The organism is Prosthecobacter sp. (assembly GCF_029946185.1).
In the GTDB taxonomy this organism is placed as follows: domain Bacteria; phylum Verrucomicrobiota; class Verrucomicrobiia; order Verrucomicrobiales; family Verrucomicrobiaceae; genus Prosthecobacter.
This window is the reverse complement of sequence record NZ_JAQSEA010000089.1, coordinates 1-5100: the sequence shown is the minus strand read 5'-3', so window position 1 is coordinate 5100 and position 5100 is coordinate 1. Positions and strand designations below refer to the sequence as shown.

At 60.7% G+C, this 5100-nt stretch carries 3 protein-coding genes and 1 pseudogene; 1 reads left to right on the top strand and 3 read right to left on the bottom strand.

Annotation, left to right across the window (positions count from 1 at the left end; genetic code table 11):
• Nucleotides 1-758: 758 nt before the first annotated feature.
• Complete coding sequence (locus PSV43_RS06915; RefSeq protein WP_300194885.1) at nt 759-2372, bottom strand: hypothetical protein; 1614 nt, start codon at nt 2370-2372, stop codon at nt 759-761.
• Between the two features lie 160 nt (nt 2373-2532).
• Nucleotides 2533-3969, bottom strand: coding sequence for an AAA family ATPase (locus PSV43_RS06910; protein ID WP_300194883.1), 1437 nt, complete (start codon nt 3967-3969; stop codon nt 2533-2535).
• A gap of 191 nt (nt 3970-4160) precedes the next feature.
• Here PSV43_RS06910 and PSV43_RS06905 point away from each other — a divergent pair, with 191 nt between their 5' ends.
• The gene (locus tag PSV43_RS06905) at nt 4161-4802 is read left to right on the top strand and encodes a hypothetical protein (protein ID WP_300194881.1); all 642 of its coding nucleotides are present in this window, start codon (nt 4161-4163) and stop codon (nt 4800-4802) included.
• A 70-nt stretch (nt 4803-4872) separates the two neighbouring features.
• On the opposite strand, the pseudogene PSV43_RS06900 reads toward PSV43_RS06905, so the two are convergent.
• A pseudogene (locus PSV43_RS06900) lies at nt 4873-5100 on the bottom strand (hypothetical protein); the annotation flags it as partial.

Here is a 5100-nt window from a genome sequence, read left to right as displayed (position 1 = left end):
CCCTCTCCTATTGGAAGAGCGCTGCGGGCACCATCGCGCGAACATCCTCGAAGTCAGGCGGTTTGGAAGGAGTGGGACCATCCTGGTCCCAGCTTGGAGGTGGAGAGCGCGGCGAAGCTTAAAGGGATCAGGATGATCCCTCTCCTATTGGAAGAGCGCTGCGGGCACCATCGCGCGAACATCCTCGAAGTCGGGCGGTTTGGCGAATGTGACGGTAGGGCGTTGCAATGGCCTCGACGCCAAACACACCCAACGTACAGCCGGAGCGCTCATGTACGTAGCATGGGTGTGGCGACAGCCCGCCCGTCATGAGCGTGTGGTGAGCCCAATGCCATACGAACGTACTCGAAGTCGGGCGGTTTGGCGAACGTGACGATGGGGGCGTTGCAATGTCCTCGATGCCAAACATACCCAACGTACAGCCGGAGCGCTCATGTTCGTACGATGGGTGTGGCGACAGCCCGCCCGTCCATGAGCGTGTGGCAAACACCCATGGCCTACGAACGTCCTCGAAGTCGGGCGGTTTGGCGAACGTGACGAATGGGGGCGTTGCAATGTCCCCGACGCCAAACACACCCACCCTACGGCCGGAGAGCAGCGCTATTTGAGAGCACGCCGATACACGGCTCACGACGCGTTCACCAGAGCGAGCTACTGCGAAGCCGCGAAGCGAACCTCACGAGTACTTTTCTTCTTATCCCTCCCTCTTCGTATTCGACGGCGCATTCAGGAACTTGCGCATGTCGCGGTAGCCACGATCAAGGTTTCTGCTTCCAGGCTTTTTCAAGTGCTTCAGCATCCTTCATCTGCGCGGGTGTCATGCCGAGCTCAAGGGTGGCCTGATGCTTGTCGGCCGTTTCATGGCCCTGAATGGCCGCGAGGTGGATCCACATCCAGGCTTGAACGAGATCTTTTTCCACGCCCTCGCCTTTTTCGTACTGAAGGCTCAGGGAAAACTGCGCCTGGGCATGCCCTTGCTCCGCCGCTTTGCGCCACCACTTCACGGCCTCGGTGGCATTCTGGGGCAGGATATCACCATCGCAGTAGCGCCTGCCTAAATTGAACTGCGCCTGGGCATGTCCTTGCTCCGCCGCTTTGCGGTACCACCTCACAGCCTCGGCGTCATCCATGGCCACGCCATCGCCATTGTAGTAGCACAGCCCCAGATTGAACTGTGCCGTGGCATTTTTCTGAGCTGCCGCTTTGCGCCACCAGCTTAGGGCCTGGGAGTCATCCTGCGGAACACCCGTGCCATTGTGGTAGCAGAATGCCAGGTCCATCTGTCCATAGGCATCTCCCTGATTTGCCGCCTGGCGGTACAGACTCAAGGCCTGGGCCACATCCTGGGTCACGCCGGTGCCGTCGCGGTAGCAATCTCCCAGATTGCTCTGCGCCCGGGCAAGTCCCTGCTCCGCAGCTAAACGGAGCCACTTCGCGGCCTGTGTGTCATCCTTCGTCACGCCTTTGCCTTCGGCGTAACACTGTGCCAGATGAAACTGCGCCATGTCCTGTCCCTGAGCCGCCGCTTTGCGGAACCATGTCACCGCCTTGGCGGCATCCTTGGTTACGGCAGTACCTTCGGCATAACATTCACCTATTTTGCACTGCGCGAAGGCCAGACCCCGATCTGCCGCCATGCGGGTCCATTTCACGGCTTCGGTTTCATCCCTGGCCACACCGGTTCCTAGAAAGTAACAGGAGCCCAAATGGCCCTGGGCGTTGGCAAGCCCTTGGTCTGCTGCTTTGCGAAGCCATTGAATGGCCTCGCCAGCATCCTTGGAAACGCCGGTGCCTTGGGTGTAGCACGCTGCTAGACTGAACTGGGCCTCGGCCAGTCCTTGGTCCGCAGCTTTGCGGAACCATTTCACGGCTTCGGCGTAGTTCCGAGCCACACCCGCGCCATTGTGATAGAGCATTCCCACATTGAACTGTGCCTCGGCAAAGCCTTGATCCGCCGCCTGGCGAAACAGCTTCATGGCTTCGGCATCGTTCTTGGGCATTCCCATGCCATCACGATAAGACACTCCCAGATTGAACTGCGCCTGCGCATGTCCCTGACTCGCAGCTTTGCGGAACCACCTCGCGGCCTCCACGTCATCCTTGGCCACTCCTGAGCCCTGAAAATAGGCAAGGCCCAGTACACTCTGTGCTTCAGCATTGCCCTGCTCCGCCGCCTTGCGCCACCAGGAGACTGCTGCCGCCAGATCCTGCGGCAGGCGTTTGCCGTCCTTGTAAATACTGCCCAGTTCCAGTTGCGCTGCGGCATCGCCTTTGCCAGCCATGGCGCGGGTTTCGTCGAGGTTTGCCGCCAGTGCGGGAACAGACAAGATTCCTAGAAAGGCGATCATGAACGCGAGGTTGCGGGAGATCATGCGCACTATGAAGAGGCCTTTCAGCCCGTTTGACAAGGCTTGTGTTGAGGTGGGCGGCGGGAGTGAGGACGGCGATTCGTGCTAGCCACTCGGCATGAGTGTTTTGGGCACGGCTGACCCTTCGACCAGAGCGAGCTAAAGCTCACAAGTACTTTTCCGCTCAGCGCTCCTTCTTCGTATTCGACGGCGCATTCAGAAACTTGCGCATGTCGTTGAAGATGCTGTTCGGCCCCTCCTGCGACTGCGCGTGGGTGCGGACACCTTCAAACCATTCCGCTGTGCTTGGCGAGTGGGCTTTGGCCACGGCAAGCAGAAGCTCAAGCGTGATCGGCACGGGCTGGCCGGTGTGAATGGCGGCGGAAAGGGCGAGCTCGGCGGCGCGGTCAAAGACCCATTTGAGGTCGGCTCCGGAGAAACCATTCGTGGCTTCGATCAATTCCTTTGTGTCGAATTCGGCAATGGGCTTGTCTTTGGCGAGCAGTTCGATGATCTGGGCGCGTGCCGGGGCATCCGGCGGGGCGACGAAGATGGCCTGATCAAAACGACCGGGACGGCGGAAGGCGGGATCGAGCGCCCATGGCTGGTTCGTGGCACCGATGACGAGGATGCGCTGGTTTTCGCTGCGGATGCCGTCCATTTCATGCAGGAACTGGTTCACCAGATTGCGCATCTGGCTTTCGCGGATCTGCCGGCGGTCTTGGGCGAGGGAGTCGATGTCGTCAAAGACGAGCACGCAGGGGGCGTTAGCCCGTGCGGTTTCGAAGATCTGGTGCAGGTTGCGCTCGGTGCTGCCGAAGTAGGGGTCGAAAATCTCGTGCAGGCCCACGGACAGGTAGTTGCAGGGCACTTCGCCCGCGACGGCGCGGAGGATGAGCGTTTTGCCACAGCCGGGTGGGCCGTAAATGAGGATGCCGCCGCCGGTTTTGCGACCGTAGGCTTTGTAGAGATCGGGGAACTGCAGCGGGTAGGTGATCTTGAGGCGGATCTCTTCCTTCAGTTCTTCCATGCCGCCGACATCGGCAAAGGTGACGTTGCCACGCTCGGGGTCTCCGGGGGCGTAGAAGGTCTCGGGACGCCAGTCATAGGGCGGGTCATCGAAGGGGTCTTCGAAGTCATCCTGATCGGTGCCACCACCGGTCAGCGGTGATTCCATGCTGGGAGGTTCTGGCGTCGGGGCAGGGGCAGTTTTGCGGGCATCACGCGCGGTGCGGCCGAGTTCACGCTCAAGGGCGGGGTCGCTCATGGTGCCGTCGATCTGTGCAGCACGGTCAAACTGCTCGATGGCTTTGGGGCGGTCGCCTTCGCTCAGATAGACGCGGCTGAGCAGCAGGTGGGCCTGGGCGTTGGTGGGTTCCAGAAAAATAACGCGTTCGGCACGCACGGCTGCGCCGGAGGTGTCGCCCTCCATAAACAACACTTTGGCGATGCCCAGCATGGCGTCGGTCTGGTCCGGGTCCTGTTCCAAGGCGCGGGTGAAGACCTCGCGGGCTTCGTCCAGATGCAGTTCCTCAAGGCAGGCACGACCATAGAGCAGCAACAACGACAGGTTGTTAGGGGACTGGGTCAGGGCGTCGCGGAGAGCGGAGGAGTTTGGCATGGTTTTAATGATAGACCACCGCCGGGGTGATCCTGCTGAGATTTAAGAGCGCACGAAGCATGCCGCCAATGATTTCTTGATACAACTCATGGCCGTCAAGCTGACGGCAAGGCGTGATTCGCAGCGAGCGAGGCGGGCTTGAAGTTTGCCGGTCACGAATCATTTCCAATGGGGTTATTGCTTGGATGAAGATGAAAGCATGTTTTTGGTTTGGGCTGCTGCTGGGGTTCACCTTGCCAGCGGCGGCAGCAGATCGTCCGGATAATCCTTTGCAGTCGCCGACCGTCGTTCTCTGCCTTAGACCATTACGGCTGGCAGATGAGCCGGGACTGCGGGAAGCGGTGGAAAGCGTGAAACGGCTCACCACGTTCTCCGAGACCCAGGAGGGCAGGTCCAAGCGTGCCGTCGATGCGCTGGCGTTTATCATCTCCGACCTCTTCAAAAAAGAGGAAGAACTCACGGCGGCGGAGAAGGACCTGGCCAAAGCGGAACGGCAGGCGCTGGCCAAGGAGGAGCTGGCCCTGCGCACTGAAACCGTGGGCAGCCCGCTCTCCGGGCCGAATCCGCGTCTTGCAACGATGTACCGCAAGGAGGGAGAGGAACTCCTGGGCAAAGCGAGCCGACGGCATGAGGCGGCCCTAAAGCTGATGAAGGAGAAAATCGCCGCCTACAACGTGTCGGTGGGCTATTTTCAGGCCCAGGGGGCCACGGAGGTGGTGATCGCGCTGGCGAGTTCGCTGTTTGCGGTCATCGACCGCCACCTGCCGGGGTTTGATTTCAAACCGGCCGTCTCACGCGAATGGGTTCTGAAGCAGAAGCGAATGGAGGCATAAAAAAAAGTGTTGGAGCCTTGCGACTCCAACACTCTTCAAATTTTAGATCGGGAGCCAGGGCTCCGGGTTGCTACCACTTCTTCTTGAAGCCGCCGCCACCGCCGCCGAAGGGGCGCTTGGGGCCGCCGCCTTGGTAGCCGCCGCCAGCGTCTTCACGACGTGGGCCGCCGTCACCACTGCTGCCGCCGCTGCCGCCGCCACCGTAACCGGGGCTTGGGCCGTCGCCTTCACGCTGCTGCCAGGGTTTGCTGCCAAAGCCGGGCTTCTTGAAGCCACCGCCGCCACCTTGGTATCCGCC

Bases quoted from the DNA above. Each gene is read 5' to 3' on its own strand.
- PSV43_RS06910 (WP_300194883.1), bottom strand. From the start codon at position 3,969: ATGCCAAACTCCTCCGCTCTCCGCGACGCCCTGACCCAGTCCCCTAAC.
- PSV43_RS06915 (WP_300194885.1), bottom strand. From the start codon at position 2,372: ATGATCTCCCGCAACCTCGCGTTCATGATCGCCTTTCTAGGAATCTTG.
- PSV43_RS06905 (WP_300194881.1), top strand. From the start codon at position 4,161: ATGAAAGCATGTTTTTGGTTTGGGCTGCTGCTGGGGTTCACCTTGCCA.